Annotated in this window: 21 protein-coding genes; 16 read left to right on the forward strand and 5 right to left on the reverse strand. The window is 45.5% G+C overall.

The features are described from left to right. The first annotated feature begins 120 nt into the window (after window positions 1–120). Genes I8U27_RS11475 through I8U27_RS11500 form a run of 6 tightly spaced genes read left to right on the forward strand, consistent with a single transcriptional unit; the run spans window position 121 to window position 3790 of the window. Entirely contained in the window at window positions 121–327 is a 207-nt protein-coding gene (locus tag I8U27_RS11475; protein ID WP_181752207.1) for a DUF1657 domain-containing protein, read from the forward strand. 18 nt (window positions 328–345) lie between these two features. Continuing rightward, window positions 346–1203 (forward strand): DUF421 domain-containing protein, encoded by an 858-nt coding sequence (locus I8U27_RS11480; RefSeq protein WP_181752208.1) that lies wholly within the window; start codon window positions 346–348, stop codon window positions 1201–1203. A gap of 17 nt (window positions 1204–1220) precedes the next feature. Continuing rightward, window positions 1221–1703, forward strand: a complete 483-nt coding sequence (gene spoVAC, locus I8U27_RS11485; protein WP_181752209.1) for a stage V sporulation protein AC — start codon at window positions 1221–1223, stop codon at window positions 1701–1703. Beyond that, a complete protein-coding gene (spoVAD, locus tag I8U27_RS11490) occupies window positions 1704–2723 on the forward strand; it encodes a stage V sporulation protein AD (protein ID WP_181752210.1) in 1020 nt (339 codons plus the stop codon). It abuts the gene before it with no gap. Next, window positions 2720–3070 carry a stage V sporulation protein AE gene (gene spoVAE, locus I8U27_RS11495; protein WP_181752211.1) on the forward strand — a complete coding sequence of 117 codons (351 nt, stop codon included), beginning with the start codon at window positions 2720–2722 and terminating at the stop codon, window positions 3068–3070. The genes spoVAD and spoVAE overlap by 4 nt, the downstream gene beginning before the upstream one ends. 30 nt (window positions 3071–3100) lie before the next feature. Beyond that, a complete protein-coding gene (locus tag I8U27_RS11500; protein WP_181752212.1) occupies window positions 3101–3790 on the forward strand; it encodes a DUF421 domain-containing protein in 690 nt (229 codons plus the stop codon). 51 nt (window positions 3791–3841) lie between these two features. Here I8U27_RS11500 and I8U27_RS11505 read toward each other — a convergent pair whose 3' ends face one another. Continuing rightward, the gene (locus I8U27_RS11505) at window positions 3842–4048 is read right to left on the reverse strand and encodes a DUF1657 domain-containing protein (RefSeq protein WP_181752213.1); all 207 of its coding nucleotides are present in this window, start codon (window positions 4046–4048) and stop codon (window positions 3842–3844) included. 225 nt (window positions 4049–4273) lie between these two features. Here I8U27_RS11505 and I8U27_RS11510 point away from each other — a divergent pair, with 225 nt between their 5' ends. The 3 genes from I8U27_RS11510 to I8U27_RS11520 are packed head-to-tail and all read left to right on the forward strand — an operon-like array spanning window position 4274 to window position 7096. Then, window positions 4274–5362 carry a class II aldolase/adducin family protein gene (locus I8U27_RS11510; RefSeq protein ID WP_181752214.1) on the forward strand — a complete coding sequence of 363 codons (1089 nt, stop codon included), beginning with the start codon at window positions 4274–4276 and terminating at the stop codon, window positions 5360–5362. A 15-nt stretch (window positions 5363–5377) separates the two neighbouring features. Continuing rightward, on the forward strand, window positions 5378–6202 hold the full coding sequence (locus I8U27_RS11515; RefSeq protein ID WP_181752215.1) for an SDR family NAD(P)-dependent oxidoreductase: 825 nt from the start codon (window positions 5378–5380) through the stop codon (window positions 6200–6202). 24 nt (window positions 6203–6226) lie between these two features. Continuing rightward, entirely contained in the window at window positions 6227–7096 is an 870-nt protein-coding gene (locus tag I8U27_RS11520; protein ID WP_181752216.1) for a diacylglycerol/lipid kinase family protein, read from the forward strand. A 36-nt stretch (window positions 7097–7132) separates the two neighbouring features. Here the strand turns inward: I8U27_RS11520 and I8U27_RS11525 are convergent, their stop codons facing one another. The 4 genes from I8U27_RS11525 to I8U27_RS11540 all read right to left on the reverse strand — a co-directional run bounded on the left by I8U27_RS11525 (window position 7133) and on the right by I8U27_RS11540 (window position 11707). Next, on the reverse strand, window positions 7133–7588 hold the full coding sequence (locus I8U27_RS11525) for a DUF441 domain-containing protein (protein ID WP_220185959.1): 456 nt from the start codon (window positions 7586–7588) through the stop codon (window positions 7133–7135). A gap of 90 nt (window positions 7589–7678) precedes the next feature. Next, window positions 7679–8488: a phosphosulfolactate synthase gene (comA, locus tag I8U27_RS11530; protein ID WP_181752217.1), complete on the reverse strand. Its 810-nt coding sequence runs from the start codon at window positions 8486–8488 to the stop codon at window positions 7679–7681. A gap of 82 nt (window positions 8489–8570) precedes the next feature. Next, window positions 8571–9851, reverse strand: coding sequence for an MFS transporter (locus I8U27_RS11535; RefSeq protein ID WP_181752218.1), 1281 nt, complete (start codon window positions 9849–9851; stop codon window positions 8571–8573). Window positions 9852–10231: 380 nt separating this feature from the next. Then, window positions 10232–11707, reverse strand: a complete 1476-nt coding sequence (locus tag I8U27_RS11540) for a sodium/proline symporter (RefSeq protein WP_181752219.1) — start codon at window positions 11705–11707, stop codon at window positions 10232–10234. 113 nt (window positions 11708–11820) lie between these two features. Here I8U27_RS11540 and I8U27_RS11545 point away from each other — a divergent pair, with 113 nt between their 5' ends. From I8U27_RS11545 to spoIIIAD, 7 genes are all read left to right on the forward strand, one after another. After that, window positions 11821–12531, forward strand: a complete 711-nt coding sequence (locus tag I8U27_RS11545; RefSeq protein ID WP_181752220.1) for an L-2-amino-thiazoline-4-carboxylic acid hydrolase — start codon at window positions 11821–11823, stop codon at window positions 12529–12531. After that, window positions 12524–13738, forward strand: a complete 1215-nt coding sequence (locus I8U27_RS11550) for a Zn-dependent hydrolase (protein WP_181752221.1) — start codon at window positions 12524–12526, stop codon at window positions 13736–13738. Before I8U27_RS11545 ends, I8U27_RS11550 begins: the two co-directional genes overlap by 8 nt. A gap of 340 nt (window positions 13739–14078) precedes the next feature. Beyond that, window positions 14079–14495: a CD1247 N-terminal domain-containing protein gene (locus I8U27_RS11555; protein WP_181752222.1), complete on the forward strand. Its 417-nt coding sequence runs from the start codon at window positions 14079–14081 to the stop codon at window positions 14493–14495. Window positions 14496–14594: 99 nt separating this feature from the next. Continuing rightward, window positions 14595–15584, forward strand: coding sequence for a stage III sporulation protein AA (spoIIIAA, locus tag I8U27_RS11560; protein WP_232345413.1), 990 nt, complete (start codon window positions 14595–14597; stop codon window positions 15582–15584). Then, the gene (gene spoIIIAB / locus I8U27_RS11565) at window positions 15578–16096 is read left to right on the forward strand and encodes a stage III sporulation protein SpoIIIAB (protein WP_181752224.1); all 519 of its coding nucleotides are present in this window, start codon (window positions 15578–15580) and stop codon (window positions 16094–16096) included. Before spoIIIAA ends, spoIIIAB begins: the two co-directional genes overlap by 7 nt. A gap of 36 nt (window positions 16097–16132) precedes the next feature. Next, a complete protein-coding gene (spoIIIAC, locus tag I8U27_RS11570) occupies window positions 16133–16339 on the forward strand; it encodes a stage III sporulation protein AC (RefSeq protein ID WP_181752225.1) in 207 nt (68 codons plus the stop codon). Window positions 16340–16354: 15 nt separating this feature from the next. After that, window positions 16355–16744, forward strand: a complete 390-nt coding sequence (gene spoIIIAD, locus I8U27_RS11575) for a stage III sporulation protein AD (protein ID WP_181752226.1) — start codon at window positions 16355–16357, stop codon at window positions 16742–16744. Window positions 16745–16755: the final 11 nt, after the last annotated feature.

The following is a 16755-nucleotide window of genomic DNA, read 5'->3' on the forward strand; positions in this document are numbered from 1 at the left end:
ATCAGCCTTGTTCCCTGGGAAACCTAACTAAAAAGCAATAAATAGTTGCAAATATGTTACCAAAAAATGTGTATAAAAAAAGCGTTTTAGTACCAAAATTTACTTGTGAGGAGGAAAAAAATGACTACGTATTCAAAGGTGAAGCAAACATTGGTCAGCCTGGAAGGAGCGAAAGCCACCATGGAGATGTATGGCCAAATCGCTCAGGATGAACAGGCACGTAAAACCTTTCGCCGTAATGCGCAAAGATTAGACGTTGTATTAGAGCGTTTGGAGAAACGGCTTCAGACCCTTGAGTTTGAAGAGCCGCAGTTTAAAGGGTTTTAGAGGGAAGGAGGGAAGAGTGTGCCGGAATGGTTGCAAATCATTTTACGTTCGGTTGGGTTCCTTGTTTTGCTGATTCTTCTCACCCGTTTGCTCGGAAGAAAAATAGCCTCAAGGATGACCTATTTTGATATTGTTTTCGCTGTGAGCTTAGGTGTCATTGCAGCGGCTGTATCATTAAACATCGTTGAAAATGCGGTGTTTGGATTTATCGCCCTGTTGACATGGGGTCTTGCAGGAATGGGTCTCAGCTACCTTTCCTTAAAAAGCAAATGGGTCAGGGATTTGATCCATGGCCGTGAAGCAGTCGTGATCAAACACGGAAAGGTTATGGAAGATCAACTGAAAAAAATGCGCTATACACCGGAAGATCTGTTGCAACAGTTGAGGAGCAAGCAAATCTTTAACCTGGCTGATGTTGAGTTTGCCGTGATGGAATCAAACGGGGAAATCAATGCTCTTCTAAAAGCCAATCGACTGCCGATCACTCCCCGGGATGTAGGAGTGGAAACCACACCACAAACAGGGATCCAAACAGTGATCCTGGATGGAAATATCATGGATGAATCATTAAATGCATTGGGTTTGAACCGCAGATGGCTCCGTACCGAACTGGATAAAATCGGGATATCAGCGGAAAATGTGTTTGTTGCACAGGTGGACACGATGGGAGAACTGTATGTGGATTTGTTTGATGATGCAATCCAGCCCCCTGTGCCGACGACCCGGCGACTGTTATACAACACGCTGGAAACTGCGAAAGCAGATTTGAAAGCTTTTGCGCTGGATACTGATGATCAGAAGGCAAAGCAAATGTATGAACAATGCGTAAAAGAGCTGGATTCCATCATCTATGACGTACGGCCTATGCTGAAATAAACTTTAGAGGTGATCGTATGTCCAGTAAAAAGAAGAAAAAAGTGACACCCGTTCAGCAGGAGTATCAGGATTTTGCCAAGCAGCGGGAAGTGAAACGGCCGATTGTAAAAAACTGTATCATGGCTTTTTTATTTGGCGGAACGATTTGTCTGATTGGACAATTCATTTCTGCATTTTATATCCAAACTTTTGGTTTTAACGAAAAGTCGGCAGGGGACCCAACGGTTGCGACATTAATCTTTTTGTCCGTTTTGCTGACGGGGTTAGGAGTTTATGACCATATCGCTCAGGTAGCCGGCGCAGGAACCATTATTCCGGTTACAGGTTTTGCCAATGCGATAGCCTCTGCGGCCATTGAACACCGCTCAGAGGGATATGTGCTCGGGGTCGGAGGGCACATGTTTAAGTTAGCGGGTTCGGTCATTGTTTTCGGGGTGGTTTCCGCTTTTGTAATCGGTATCATTAAAGTGATCTTTCAACAGGTTTTAGGAGGTTTTTAGGTGATTCAAGGACAGACTTGGATATTTTCGAACCGGCCGTCAATCGCTGCCTCTTCAGCGATTGGCGGTCCATTTGAAGCGCAGGGCCCTTTGGCGGATGATTTTGATTTATTGCACGGGGACATCTGGCTGGGTCAGGACAGTTTTGAGAAGGCGGAGAAAAAGCTATTGGAACAGGCGTGTGAGCGGGCCATTGATAAAGCTGGAATGAAAAAAGAAGATATACAGTTTTTTCTGGCCGGTGATCTGATGAATCAGGTGATCAGCAGCAGTTTTACAGCCCGGACGTTAGCTGTTCCTTATCTTGGTATTTTTGGCGCCTGTTCTTCCTCAATGGAAGGTCTCGCGCTTGGAGCTCTTCTGGTTGACAGTGGCAATGCCGACCGGGTTTTGGCTGCAACCGCCAGTCATAATGCCGCAGCTGAGAAGCAATACCGCTATCCTACCGAGTATGGATCGCAGAAACCTCCTACGGCCCAGTGGACAGTTACCGGTGCCGGTGCAGCCGTTATCTCTTCAGAGAAAAGCGGAATTTATGTCTCTTCGGCGACCATTGGGCGGGTTGTTGATATGGGGATTCAGGATCCGTTTAATATGGGATCAGCCATGGCTCCTGCGGCTGTTGATACGATTGAGGCCCATTTCCGGGATTTGCACATTTCCGTCTCTGAATATGATCTGATTCTAACCGGAGACCTGGGAAGGATTGGACATCAAATAGCAGCTGATTTGCTGGATAAACACGGGTTAAAGCTTCCTGAGGACCGGTTTGGGGATTGCGGGATGATGATCTATCGGGAAGATCAGCCAGTCCAAGCCGGAGCCAGTGGATGTGCCAGTTCTGCCTGTGTCACTTACGGGCACGTATTAAACCGGATGAAAAGGGGCGAACTTCGCAAAGTGTTAATTGTCGCAACAGGAGCGTTGCTTTCCCCCATCAGCTACCAACAAAAGGAAAGCATCCCCTGTATTGCTCATGCTGTAGTGATCGAGTCCGAGGGGGGGAAAGGTGGATCATGATTTATGTTTGGGCATTTGTCGTAGGTGGCCTGATCTGCGTGATCGGTCAGATCATGATGGATGGATTTAAGCTGACGCCGGCACATACGACCAGCGCTCTGGTTGTGGCAGGAGCCATCCTGGACGGACTGGGGCTCTATGAACCTTTAATCAAATTTGCCGGAGCAGGCGCTACCGTTCCAATTACCAGTTTTGGGAATGCGCTGGTTCACGGAGCAATGGTGGAAGCTCAAAAATCCGGTTTGGTGGGGGTTATTACCGGTATTTTTGAAGTAACCAGTGCCGGGATTTCCGCAGCGATTGTGTTTGGCTTTTTAGCGGCACTGGTATTTAAGTCAAAAGGTTAGCACGCGGGAGCGAAGATTCAGGAGTAGATCGTGCTTTACATATTGAAAGTTGTCATCCTGTTTACGTTTGCCATCCTGGTATTGCGCCTGATGGGAAAGTCCGCATTAGCGCAAGTGACCCCCCATGATTTGATGGCCATTGTGATCATTGCAGCTTTAGCGACGAAACCCATTCTGGTTGACAGTTTTGGAAAAGCCCTTTTAGCCATTGCTCTGGTCGTCGGGATCCACATTCTTTATTCCAGGTTAACCCTTTATCAATGGTCCAATCGGTTCATTTTAAGTGAGCCTACCATTTTAGTAAAGCACGGAAAGATTGTTAAACAAAACCTCCGCCGCAGTCGATTTCCTCTTTCTGAACTTTTAGCGGTGATCCGGGCCAAAGGTTACGCGGATATCCGGATGGTGCAGTATGCCATCCTTGAACCAACGGGTACGATCAGTGTTTTGCCTTGGGACAATCTGTATCCGGTGACTCCCAAAGACTTAAAATTAGAGATCCCCTATCGGGGATTAACTCTTTCGCTCGTAGTTGACGGACAAATCCAATACCATAACCTCAAATTGATCGAAAAAGATGTTGGCTGGTTAGAGAAGGAGTTAAAGAAGCACGGGTATGACAATATTGATCAAGTGATGTATGCGGCGGTCTCGGATCGTGACAGCTCCCTTTATGTGGATAATGGGGAAGGGAAAAATACAGGCAGCAAATATCCTTAGAAAAGCCGAAGAACCTCAAATCAAAGAGGTTCTTCGGCATGAGAGAGGTATTTACTGTTGCTTATATGAAGGTTCTTCGGTCATGACCTGCTGTTCACGATTTTTCAATTGCTGAACAATAGAATCCATATTTTGTGCAAGCTGGTTGTATAATTGTTTTGCCTGCTGGTCATTTGTATCCAGCGCAAAGGTTTTGAGGTTAGCCGAAACGCTTTCCGCACTGGCAACCGTTTGCTGAATTTTTGTTCCAATGGTCATGTAGCTTCAACTCCTGACTTATTTGATTTTGAAATGTATTACAGCCATATTTTGTGCAGGGGTGAAAAAATTATTCCCCATTCATCTCAGCCATTCCCTTTCAGCCCCCTTGCTGATGCGGGCAATTTATAAAGACACAATATTGAACAAGTTAAACTGGAAATTATTAAATCCATTGGAATTGGTAAAAATAAACTTGTCAAGAATTAGAAAGGATGAACGCTGATGATTACATTTTGTATGGTGGGGAATTTGCAAAGGACCCCGGGGTTAGAACGGTTTGCTTCGGGAATTCAGCGTGAGATGGAAGCGAACGGATACCAATTGGATTCGGAAGCAAATCCGGATATCCAACTGGTTTTTAATTTTGTTGATCCGGTGAATCCTCACCACTTTCCCCGAAAAGGAAAGGGAACTTTTGTGGTTACAGTTACCGAAAATAATCAACCGGCGCAAAGTATCTTGCGCACTGGATACCCAATACTGATCCGTTCCCTCGGAAATATGATGATCTATATCGATCGTTCTTCCGACCAGGCAGAAACTTTTTTTGTAACACTGGAACAAGGGTGTTACTCCGTTCCCCTTCACGAGGAAGATGACGGCTACTTCAAATATGTAATTGAACGCTTGCGCCCTCTGGTGACTTCACGGCTGGTAATCGACAATACCTTTATTCCCGATCTGCCCGAGGGCTTATGGGAAGGAGATGAGGTGACACAAAGTATCTATCGTGCGGGAAAAAAACTGGATAAAATGAATCTGCTCCCTACTCCTTTTCCTATCGCTGAGTTGCTTTCACCGAAAGAGTACCGTCATATTCAGCGGCTTTATGGAATCGGAGGGCTGAGCTACGGAAATTTGAGCGCCCGTCAACGCGACAATCAATTTTGGATGAGTGCCAGTGGGGTGAATAAAGCGAACCTCAGGGAGATTGGACGGGATATTTTATTAATAAAAGGGTTTGATGATGAAGGTCCGGCGATGGAAATCAGTGTTCCTCCCCATGTACAACCAAAACGGGCATCGGTTGACGCAATTGAACACTGGATGATTTATAACGAACACCCCGAGGTTGGGGCGATTGTCCATATTCATGCCTGGATGGATGGCATTCCGTCAACGGAAATCAATTACCCGTGCGGGACGGTACAGCTGGCGGAAGCGGTGGCTGAACAGATCAGAAAAGCGGAAAATCCTTCCCGGGCTGTCGTAGGCCTTAAAAATCACGGGTTAACCATTACCGGAAGAGATCTGGATGATATTTTCGAGCGGATTGAGGGACGAATCATTCCACAGGTTCCTATGTCCTAAGAGGAGATTAACTGTATGAACAAACGAATCGTCCTGTTAACCGGCGCGTCCAGTGGAATTGGAAAGGAATTGGCCCGGCAGCTAGCACAAAGAGGAGATTTTCCATTGCTCGTGGCACGTAACATGTGTTCCTTGCATTCATTAAAAAAGGAGCTTGGGCAGTGTGATATTTTCTCCTGTGATGTAACTGACCAGGAACAGGTGCAAAACTTAGTGGACGAGATTATAAACGAATTCGGCCGGGTCGATGTACTGATAAATAATGCGGGGTATGGCCGATTTGGGGGGATTTTGGATATATCGATTGAAGATTATATCGGGATGATTGACACTAATTATCTGGGTGCCGTTCGCCTGACCCGCTCTCTTCTTCCCCACATGCTGGAGGGAGGAGGGGGGCGGATTGTCAATATCGCCTCAGTTGCCGGACTTACCGGGATTCCCAATCTGCCCGGGTATGTTGCTTCCAAGTTTGCACTGATCGGTTTTTCGGAATCGCTTAAGCTGGAGTATTCCCCCAAAATTCAGGTAGGGGTTTTATGTCCGGGGCCGGTTTACACCCCGTTTTTTGGAGGGGAAGATCCTGCCCGTCTTTTTCCGTCCCCGATTGCGCGCCAGCTGATTGACGCACAGACTGTTGCCCGACATGCAGTCAGACTGATTGATCGTCCCCGGATAAAAGTGATCCCGTCCACACTTAACTTATTTATGAAGGTGAGAAACCTGGTTCCAGGATTTTATATGTGGATGACGAAAAAGATATATGATCGCTTCAAGGAGGAACAGGCGACCTGGACAGAAGATTCCTATCGGCCTGTGATCAATTCCACTGAGCGATAGGTTTATTTATGAAGGGGAATCAAAGTGCGGATATTTATCGTAAACAGAGTTTCCGGAAATGGGCGGGGTCGAAAAGTTTGGGCTGAAGTACAGAGGATATTAGACGGACGACAAATTCCCTATCGCGTGAAATTTACAGAGAGGCGGGGGCATGCGACGGAAATTGCCCGCTGTGCTGCACGGGCGGATGTGGAAGCAGTGGTTGCGGTCGGTGGAGACGGAACATTACATGAAGTGGGTAACGGGCTGGTTGGAACTGAGACACCAATGGGTTATATTCCGGCCGGGTCGGGAAATGATTTTGCGTTAGCACAAAGCATTCCCTCTGATCCAAACCAGGCGTTGGAAAGGATACTTAAACACCGGATTCACCGGGTGGATACTGCCGACATCGATGGGCGGGTGATGATTGGCTTTTCAGGGATTGGATTTGACGCCAAGGTAGCGGAAACGGTGAACCGCTCCCCCTTGAAGCGATGGTTGGGCAAGTCCATTTATTTCTTTGGCGCTATTCAGGTTTTAGCCGGGTTTCGTCCCACCAGGGTCTCTCTTCAAGTAGACGGGCAATGTTATAAATATGAAGGAGTTTGGTTGATTGCAGTCACCAATACTCCTTATTACGGCGGGGGAATGAACATATGTCCCCAGGCGGTCAACGATGATGGTTTTTTGGATGTCTGTTGTGTAAAAGAGGTTACTCATATGCAATTTTTATCGGTTCTTCCGGCAGTATATCACGGAGGCCATGTCAATCATCCGGGTGTTCGTATGCATCGGGGAAAACGGATCACCATTCAATCAGATACACCTCTCGTCGCTCATGCTGATGGCGAGAATCTGGGGAATACTCCTTTATCCATTCAAATACGCCCAAAATCTCTGTCTCTATTATAAATAAAAAAGGTTGCTCCCGCCCGGAGTGACCTTTTTTCAATCCCACCACATTTGAAAAAGTTTTAATAAAAATGCGGTAATTCCTGCCGCCATTAACGGACCGACAGGAATCCCCCTCAAAAAAAGAGTTCCAAAGATAGAACCGATTACCAGACCCACGATGATCTGGGGGTCCACTTTAAGTAAATCCAGACCTTTTCCGTTCATGTAGGTAGCGAGGGCACCGCCCAAAAGAGCAAGTATTCCGGGGACGGATGAAAAAATGGCCATCACATCTTTATAATTAACTCTTCCGGAAGCAAATGGCACCAGGATTGCAATCGTTAAGAAAAGAAGTCCAAATTCTAAGCCGCGCCGTTCAACTGCCGGGAAAAAACGATCAAGATGAATCAGTTTTAAGATAAGTAATAAACTGGCTGCTGTGGCGATCAACGGTGACCGTCCCAACAGTCCGATAACGATTAGAGAAACAAGCAGCAGATCGGGATTCATGATCGCATCCCCTGTCCAACATGTTTAATACCACCTTATGAAGGACAGAGGAAAAATAGTAGACAAACCTCTTATTTTTAGGGGACGGATTTAAAACGATTTTTTCTCTTTCCAACAGTAAAAGGTATCGGAGCGGAGCCCACGCCTGAGTGATTCAACCGATAGGATCTCTTGCGGGGAAATATTGCCTAGATTAGCCTGAGCTCCCAATATTCCCAGAATCCAGACCTGTTGCTGTTTTTGCGGGGCTTCCCAGATGATCCGTTCGGGGCCTACGGTTTTCATTACCTGAGTGACATACGACTGGTTCACTTCACCGTACTGATTAAAGATCCCGATATTTTCCCCGGTCTCTCTGCCCTCTACAATTACATAAAAGGCTCCGGCGCTTAAGTCCTGTTCATAGGTGGAAAGAAGTTGGGGAATGGATGTTACGGAGCCCTCCTCTTTTTTCCCAATCTCTGTAATGACTCGAAACCCCCATTCTCTGGCCTTTTTAATCGCTTCAATACGGGTGGCGGGCGATAGATCTACCGTCCCGTCAGAGATTTCGATCCATTCAAATTCAAGCTCTCTCAAGGTATGGAAATAAATATCCAAACAGCTCTGGGCCAGTGCGACCTCAAAAAAGGTACCGCCAGGATAAAGATGTACTTGATGTTTCTTTGCCAGGGCTATTTTTTGTTTGAGGACTGTTTCGGGGGTTAAGCCGGCCGTGCCAAATCCCAGCTTAATAAAATCGATATATTCCCCTGCCAGTTCAAGGGTATCCCGAAAGTTAGTTAATCCTAATCCTTTATCCATTACCATGGTACAACCGCTGATTCGCGGTTTGTCTGTACGCTGATTGGAAAGATCAATCAATTTTGGGTTCCAACCAATTGCCGAGGTCGAGCTCATCCCATTCGCCTCTCTTCCCGCGGTATCATTTACAAGACCTATTCTATGCAGGAGAGAATGGTTGGTGCCCAGTCGGAGTGATCTATGCCGGATGCAATCTCCTCTTTCTGATCAACAAGCGGGATCTGCCGTCTTTTCCGCGAAGACGCTGCGGACGTTGAATAAAAACGAGTGACAGGAACACAACCAGTGTGACAGCGACAGCTGTTCCGATAAATAAAAGAAAAGGGCGGTTTTCAAGGGCGCCGAATACAGGAGGGCCCAGAGCTACTCCAAAAAAGCGCACACTGGAGTACAGAGAGGTAATAATACCCCGCTCCTGAAGACCGACGGCTGAAGTGATCAACGTATTTAAACAAGGAAGAATAAGCCCGCTCCCGATTCCCATTAGAAAGGTGACAGAAATGAGGATGACTGGTTGTTTGAGCCAGGGTACAATGCCGACGGTAAGAGCCAGAATAATAAGTCCGATCAGGGTCAGCCTTCTCATCTGATTTGTTTTTTCCTTCACATGAGATCCTGTAAAATAAGCAGTTCCACATAAAGCCAGCAGCGGAATCGCCAGAACGAATCCTTTTATCACGCCGCCGATTTTGTAAGCTTGTTCCAAAAAATTAGAGAGGTAAAACAGAACGCCAAACATTGTAAACATGGTAATAGCCCCGGCCAAGAAGGTGACCATCATCCATTTGCCCTGACGCTGGAAAATTTTTTTGATGTGCCCTATATATTCATCAAGCGGTGGCGGTTCTTTCTTGGCAGTCGGCTCTTTTATGAGAAACCATAAGGCGATCGCTGCCGGGATAGTAAAAACCGGAAAAACAAAAAACATTGCATACCAGGTAATGAGGGCGATGAGTGAGCCTAAGATCGGACTGAGCACTTTCCCCATCGCATTAGAAGCTTCGATGATCCCCAGTGCTTTACTTCTGCTCTCTTTTTTATAAAGATCGCTGACCAGCACCATGGCGATCGGTGCCGTACCGGCAGCACCAATCCCCTGGATAATCCTTGAAGCGAGCAAAAGAGAATAAGAGCCGCCTTTCCAAATCGACGCAAAGCCCGCTAACAGCCCCCCTAATCCATAGAGGAGCAAGCTGAAGAAAATCACTTTTTTTCTTCCGATGCGATCGGATAAAATACCGGCAATCGGAATAATAATCGCTGCCGGAATCGAGAAAAGGGTAATTAATAAGCTTACCTGAAAAGATGTTACTCCTAAAACCGAACTGGCTTTAGGCAGAACAGGAATCAGCATGGAGTTTCCTAACACCATGATAAGCGGAATCGAACTCAGTGTTATCAAAGCAGACAGCTTTGGTGACCCCTGTTGCTCCGCTGTGGCTACTGTCGCTGAAGACATCCACTTTCACCTCTTGCTTCAATTTTTCATGTTTAGGATACCCTGGTAAGCCATTTCCTATCTGCCATTTATTACGAAAATATCAAGGGTTAAAAGAGGTAAAGCCTTGTATTTAGGTTAAAGAGAAGCAGAAGCTTATTTCACCAACAATCCCCAATGTGCGATCAAGTCTCAGTCATAGCCGTATCAAGACGATGATTATAAAACGGCTGAACAAATTCATTTTGCTTTTTCCAGACGTTTTCCACCCGGTGTAAAGAAAAAGGCATTGTCACCAGTATCTCCCGAAGGGAAACTGTGATAACAATGCCGTCGTCAACTACTGACAAAAACCTTTTTCTTTTTCGCATCTTTGGGGTTTAAACCAATCTTTCAGTGTATTACTGAACAGCCGGGTGTTCAGAAGGCTGGTCTTTTCTCAAATGAATCTCTTTATCAGGTTTTAGAAGACTGAAGATAATGCCCGCGATAATCGCAATGAAAAACGTGCTTGCTCTAGACGTAATAAACGTTTCAAGCGGTGTAATGTTCCACACAATCGCACTGATAAAGCCTGTTACAATCGTTGCGATAACTCCGGCTCCTGATGTTTTTTTCCAAAAGAAGATAAGGATAACGGCTGCTGAGAACGTATTGCCGATTCCGGCCCAAGCAAAACTGACCAGTGTGTAAATTAAAGAATCAGAAGTAAGTGCTAATATGAGTCCTAAAAGACCGCCTGCAATCACAGAGATCCGCGAAATTTTGACGAGTCCCTTACTGGTTAACTTGATTCCCAAAGACTTGTGTATAATGTCTTCACTGACAGAAGTTGTTATCACCATAAGCTGGGAAGAAGCAGTCGACATGATCGCAGCTAAGATGGCTGAGATGAAAACACCAACAAGCCAAGTCGGCAGCAAATCAGACATCATGTGTGGCAAAATCATTTCATAATCGTTTAATGTACCTTGCGGGTACAGCACCATGCCAAATATTCCAACAAGGAAAGCCCCCATGTAAACAATTAAGGTCCAGCCAATCGCAACTATTTTTGCTGAATTCAATTCTTTTTCATCTTTAAGGGCCATGAATCTCGAAGACAATTGCGGCTGACCTCCCAGCCAGCCGAAGAACCATGCAAAATTGGCAAATAAAAGGAAGCCAAGCCCAACACCTGAGAGTCCGCCTGTCCAGCTGTCAGCATGATTCCCAACTTGCGCAAGCGATTCAAAGATTGAAATCTTTTCAGAGTCTATCTTTGTGAAGGCGACGATTGGAACCACAATAAAAGTAGCCATCATCAGGAAGCTTTGAACAACATCTGTCCACACAACGGACATAAATCCCCCCATGCACGAATAGGCAATGACAATAACAGCAATAATGATTGTTCCCCATGTGATATTAAAACCAGAGATTGAATATAAAGATTTTCCTGCTCCGGCAAATTGGGCCGAAATGTAAAAAATGAAAAAAGTACCTATGATCAAGCTGGATATCCAGCGGATGATGAAGTTGTGTGCCGGAAATTTAACGGCTATATAATCAGTCAGAGTGTATACATTGTATTTTTTGCGTTCATTCATAAACTGTTTCGCCAAAAATAGCCAAGAAAAAATAACACCGAAAAACATCCCGACTAAAATCCAGATCCCTGATAAACCTGTAATGTAAATAAAACCTACAGCGCCTAAAAACATATATGCGGATTCGCCCGTAGCCCTCTCGGAAAATGCAAGAGCCCAGCCAGGCAGTTTATTTCCGCCTAAAAAATAATCGCTATGATCTAAATCTTTTCTGGTGAAGTAAAAACCAACGCCAAGCATAGAAAGGAAGTACAGGATAATGATTGAATAAATAATGGCTGAATCCATAGTAATCAATCCCTCCGAATGGGTGTCTTTACAATAACGTATAATTCCTATATACTTTAAAGGAATAAAATTTAAAAGTCAACGATAATTATATGTAGGGAGAATGATGGAAAATGAGTTCACGACCATTACCTATGCCGCCGTTGTCTATGTATTCCATTACGGCTAAACTTTTTACTCATTTGCACCGCTCCATTCTTTCTGCGTTTGGAGAAGAAGGTAGAGTCTATATTCAAAAAGCGGTTGAACAATTCGGATATAAAGACCTGGATGACATTGCCAAACGAGCATCAGCAGAAGGTGAAGAGCATGTATTAGACCAATATATACCGAAAAGTTATGATAGCAAGAATCTATATGGAAGTACTACAATTTATGGGTTAATGGCCAAGCTATTCGCCCAAATCAGCAAGGCTGTATCTGACCGTTTTGGGGAAGAAGGAAAGAACGCCATCAGAGAAGGTGTGAGAACCTTCGGGGAAGAGAGAGGACGCGGCATTAAAGAACGGGCTGCTCATATGGGAGAAAAAAATACAATCGATCATTATTTATCAAATTATGATATGGGGCGAAGCGATTTATTTGAATATGAAAACGAGTTTAAACCCGGTGTCATCGAACAAACATTTACTAAATGCCCCTTTGGCCAGCAATGGGCGGATGACAACATGCATGAATACGGGATTTTATACTGTGAAATGATTGATCCTGCGGTTGCCAGAGGATACAATCCTGACTTTGAAGTTGTGCACGATAAATATATTCTTAGAGAAGGAAAATGCCATTTTGAGTTTAAGTTGGGGGATTCTGAGCAGAATGATTAATATTGATCGCTTGTGGAACAGAATTGAACGCCTTGCTCAAATAGGCAAAACAGACAAGGGCGGAATCACCCGGCTTTCCTATACAAGAGAAGAAAGTGAAGCAAACGAGCTTGTGAAACGATTTATGGAGGAAGCAGGTCTGAACGTTTATTATGATCCTGTCGGCAATTTAATCGGCACCAGGTCCGGCACAGAAGAACTTCCTGCGATTATGCTGGGTTCTCACATTGATACAGTACCTGAAGGCGGTAAATTTGACGGCAGTCTCGGAGTTCTGACAGCGATCGAGGCAGTTCAATCTTTGCGTGAGCACAATATTGACTGCCGTCACCCGATTCTAGTCGTTTCCTTTAAAGATGAAGAGGGTTCAAGATTCGGATTTGGGATGATAGGAAGCCGCGCTATTGCAGGCACCCTTACTCCGGCGGACTTGGAGCACAAGGACAAGCAGGGAATAACCATTCGTGAAGCCATGCTGCAAAGCGGATTCGAACCAGACAGGTTCGGCGAGGCGAAGATCAATAATATAAAAGCATATCTGGAACTTCATATTGAGCAGGGAAAAGTATTAGAAAGTTACAATGTTGCTGTCGGAAATGTAACTGGAATTGCCGGTCCGTTATGGCTGAAGTTTAAAATACACGGAGAAGCAGAACATGCGGGCGCAACTCCGATGGGACAGCGGAAAGACGCTTTGGCCGCAGCCAGCCTCATGATTTCTAAAATAGAAAAGATCACTGAACAGTATCAACATGCAGTGGCCACGGTCGGCTCTCTTTATCTGGAACCGGGCGGAATCAATGTTATACCCGGATATGCAGAATTTACTGTTGACATACGTGATATACATGAAAACATACGCAATCAATTAGAGCAAGAAATAAAGGAATATTCCTTGCAGGTTGCTGAAGAAAGAGATGTGGAGCTGGAAATAGAGGAACTGCAAAGAGTGGCCCCTCTTTCGTGCAGCGATGTCATACAGGAAGCGATCAAGGAAAGCATTGAGGAGTCGGGTGGCCAAATCATTTCGCTCCCAAGCGGAGCCGGCCACGATGCCATGCAGTTTCGCCAAATCTCTACTGGCATGATCTTTGTGCGCTCTCAAGACGGCATCAGCCATAATCCAAAAGAATACACATCCAAGGATGATGTGAAACAAGGTGCTGAAGTGATGGTTAAAACACTGCTCAAGTTGGATCAAACTTAAACATGAACAAGCGCTAAGCGCACACGTACATCGAAACGGCGCTGTTTTTTTCCTTATCGATCGACTTAAGGTAAGCAACGGAGGGGGATCTCGACATCTTTATAGGTAATCAAAAAATGAAAAAAGGAACAGCCGCCTCGATCAGGAGGCGTTTTTTTTTATTTTTGACTTGTGACAGGACTTTTATCTGGGCAAAAAAAGCTGAAAATACGCACTAAAATGAACTTAAAGTAACAGGAAGAAATTAGAGTAACAGCTTCAATTAAAGCGAAAGTATGATGTGCTCTATCCGGGGCGACAATAACATAGAAAGATTGAAACGAAAGGTGGGGATGACTCCATGTACGAAAGAATGAGAAGGGAATTATCTTACATTCAAGGATTGGTGGAAGGAAATCAGAGCTTTCAAAACAGCACAGAATTTAAAGTGATCCAGCGTCTGGCTGAAGTGGTGGACGAGTTGATTGAAACAACACAGAAGTTGGATACTCGTCAGGCAGAACTGGAAGAATATGTGGAATCGATTGAGGAAGATCTGAATGACCTGGAACTGTTTGCATATGATGATGAGGAAGATGATGAAGAGGTATTGGAATTAACGTGTCCTGAGTGTGGAGAAGATGTACTGGTAGAGGCTGAAGATTTGGAAGATGAATCTGTTGAACTGCTTTGTCCCAAATGCCATACCGTTTTAATCGTAGAAGATGCATCTGATCAAGAAGAAAAAGAATTGGTTAATAATGGAGAAGGAATCTAAGAGCGGGAGAGTCACCGCTCTTTTTTCAATGCTTGTCATATTAGGAACAAGTCTACATAAGTATGAGAGTAAAGAATTTATATGGACAGGAGGTGCTCCATGTCGCTTAAACCGATTTATCAAATTCTTCCCTTGTCCATCCGGGAATTAATTCAATCCCTTCCCCGCACAATCCTGGGATGCTTAGAGGAAATTCGCATTAGACAAGACCGGCCGCTGGAAGTGATCACCTCGGAGCAATCCTGGTTTGTCAGCCGCAAATGCCAACTCAGTCAACAACCGAAGGATAGTATGGTTCCCGGTAAAGAAGATTGCATTAAAATGCTGAACCTGATCAGCAATCATTCCCTCTATACGATGGAAGAAGAACTGCGGCGAGGTTATGTGACGGTTGAAGGCGGACATCGCGTGGGATTGGTTGGGAAGGTAGTGGTTGACCAGGGAAAAGTAAAGCACCTCAGAGATGTGACCGGCTTTAATGTTCGCATCGCCCGTCAGGTTAAAGGAGTCGGTGAACCTCTGATTCCTTTTCTCATTCATAAAGGGCAAGTGGAAAATGTGCTGATCGTCTCCCCGCCCCAATGCGGGAAAACGACCCTGATTCGTGACCTGGCCCGCCTGGCCAGCACAGGTGGAGAGAAATTCCATTCATGCAAAGTGGGGATCGTTGATGAACGGTCAGAAATTGCCGGTTGTGTGGACGGGGTACCCCAACACGATGTGGGACCGAGAACGGATGTTTTGGATGCCTGCCCGAAAGCGGAAGGAATGATGATGCTTATCCGCTCCATGTCACCGGAGATTTTGGTTGTCGATGAAATTGGCCGGAAAGAAGACAGTGAGGCTGTTCACGAAGCAGTTCACGCCGGAGTTCATCTGTTTACTACCGCACACGGTCAAACGGTGGACGAGATTTGCCGTCGTCCGACTTTGGCCGAATTGGTGAAAGAAGGAGTTTTTTCCCGTGTGATTTTATTGAGCCGTCGCCAGGGGCCCGGAACTGTAGAAGCAATCTACGACCAACTGTTACAGCCCCTGGAACCGGCCAGCGAACTGTTCCGTTCCAAGGTGGTTCGAACCTTATGCTAAAGTTGTTGGGAGCTTGTTTGATCCTTACCGCTTGTACCTGGATTGGTTTTCAGATGGCAAGACATGTCGCGGATCGCCCAAGACAAATTAGACAACTGCGGTCGGCTCTCTCCTATCTTGAAACGGAGATAGGATACGGAACAAGACCACTTATTCAAGCTTGCCGGCAAATTGCTTCACAGGAACTGGGACCCGTCTCCCGCTTATTTGCAACAAGTGCCAAAAATCTTGCTCAGATGGATGGTGCCTCCACGTTTGAATGTTTTGAAAGAGCGATTGAACTGGAGTGGAAAAATAACGCTCTCGGGAGATCAGAACAGGCAATCATGTTGAATTTAAGCCGGACATTGGGGATTTCCGACCGGGAGGATCAACTTCATCACCTTGCGCTTGCGAATTCCAACCTGAAAGTAGAGGAAATGAAAGCGCGGGAAGAACAAGAGCGGTACGAGAAGATGTACAAGACGGTTGGGATCCTCGCCGGGGCGCTGATTGTGATTTTAATGTATTGACGAAGGGAAAGCTGATAGGCGGATGGGGGGGGTATTATGCCATACCACTTGGACTCTGTATTCCAAATTGCCGGAATTGGAATTATTGTCGCCATGATTCACACGGTTTTGAAACAGATGGGAAAAGAAGATTTTGCTCACTGGGTTACTTTGTTTGGATTTGGAGTCGTCTTATTTATGGTCGCGATGCTGATTCGGGACTTGTTTCAGACCATTAAAAATGTGTTTTTATTTGGCACCTAATAGGGGGCGGTCCGCTTGGAAATCATCCAGGTGGTGGGTCTCGGCCTTGTCGCCACTTTTCTCATTCTGGTGATCAAAGAACAAAAGCCGGTATTCGCTTTTTTGCTGGCTGCCTTCGTCGGGATTATGATTTTTATTTCCCTGGCAGGGAAGATCGCGGAAGTGATCGGTGTCCTACAAAATCTGGCTGCGCAAGCGCGGGTAAATAATCTGTTTTTGGAAACGATTTTAAAAATTATCGGAATTGCCTACATTGCCGAATTTGGAGCACAGGTAACCCGGGATGCGGGACAAGGCTCCATCGCCTCCAAAATAGAGCTGACCGGAAAAATTTTGATCATGGTGATGGCAATTCCTATCATCACAGTGATTATTGAAACGGTTGTCCAAATTCTGCCGGCGTGAGGAATGAATGG

It is taken from the genome of Paenactinomyces guangxiensis (genome assembly GCF_016055185.1).
Taxonomy (GTDB): Bacteria; Bacillota; Bacilli; order Thermoactinomycetales; family Thermoactinomycetaceae; genus Paenactinomyces; species Paenactinomyces guangxiensis.